The following is a 293-nucleotide window of genomic DNA, read 5'->3' as shown; positions in this document are numbered from 1 at the left end:
GCACACCACCCGTCCCGAGCAGGCCACCATGCGCCGGGCAATGGAGCTCGCGCTGGAAGACGCCGACCTGCAACCGGCGGCCATCGGCTACGTCAACGGCCACGGCACCGCCACCGAACAGGGCGACATTGCCGAAACCCAGGCCACCAGCAGCCTGTTCGGCAGCCACCTGCCCATCAGCTCGCAGAAAAGCTTCCTCGGCCACACCCTCGGCGCCTGCGGCGCACTGGAGTCGTGGTTCAGCATCGAAATGCTCAACCGCGACGAATACGCCCCCACCTTCAACCTCGACC

General features: G+C 66.9%; 1 pseudogene. It reads left to right on the top strand.

The window, feature by feature from the left end:
• Positions 1-293, top strand: a pseudogene (locus ACZYR5_RS29650) (beta-ketoacyl-ACP synthase); the annotation flags it as partial.

The organism is Pseudomonas sp. F007, from assembly GCF_057814275.1.
Note: the sequence above shows the minus strand (reverse complement) of the source record. Positions and strands in the feature narration are given on the sequence as shown.